General features: G+C 57.4%; 1 rRNA gene. It reads right to left on the reverse strand.

The features are described 5' to 3' along the window. Window positions 1-45 precede the first annotated feature (45 nt). Window positions 46-792 (reverse strand): 23S ribosomal RNA (locus QR64_RS09960); the annotation flags it as partial.

The raw sequence follows: 792 nt of genomic DNA on the forward strand, positions 1-792 counted from the left end.
TGTGTGTGTTGTTTCAGATACCGCACAGTGGACGCGTAACATCTTCGTGGTAAGTCCTCGGCCTATTAGTACCGGTCACCTCCACCCATTGCTGGGCTTCCAGTTCCGGCCTATCAACCCGGTGGTCTGCCGGGGGCCTTACCCCCTCGAGGGGGTGAGAAACCTCATCTTGGAACAGGCTTCCCGCTTAGATGCTTTCAGCGGTTATCCCTTCCGAACGTAGCCAACCAGCCATGCCCCTGGCGGGACAACTGGCACACCAGAGGTTCGTCCGTCCCGGTCCTCTCGTACTAGGGACAGCCTTCCTCAAGTTTCTAACGCGCGCGGCGGATAGAGACCGAACTGTCTCACGACGTTCTAAACCCAGCTCGCGTGCCGCTTTAATGGGCGAACAGCCCAACCCTTGGGACCTACTCCAGCCCCAGGATGCGACGAGCCGACATCGAGGTGCCAAACCATCCCGTCGATATGGACTCTTGGGGAAGATCAGCCTGTTATCCCCGGGGTACCTTTTATCCGTTGAGCGACACCGCTTCCACATGCCGGTGCCGGATCACTAGTCCCGACTTTCGTCCCTGCTCGACCTGTCAGTCTCACAGTCAAGCTCCCTTGTGCACTTGCACTCGACACCTGATTGCCAACCAGGCTGAGGGAACCTTTGGGCGCCTCCGTTACATTTTGGGAGGCAACCGCCCCAGTTAAACTACCCACCAGGCACTGTCCCTGAACCAGATCATGGTCCGAGGTTAGAGGTCCAATACGATCAGAGTGGTATTTCAACAACGACTCCAC

Origin of the sequence: Rhodococcus sp. Chr-9 (genome assembly GCF_000801125.1) — a bacterium.
Lineage (GTDB): Bacteria > Actinomycetota > Actinomycetes > Mycobacteriales > Mycobacteriaceae > Rhodococcus > Rhodococcus pyridinivorans.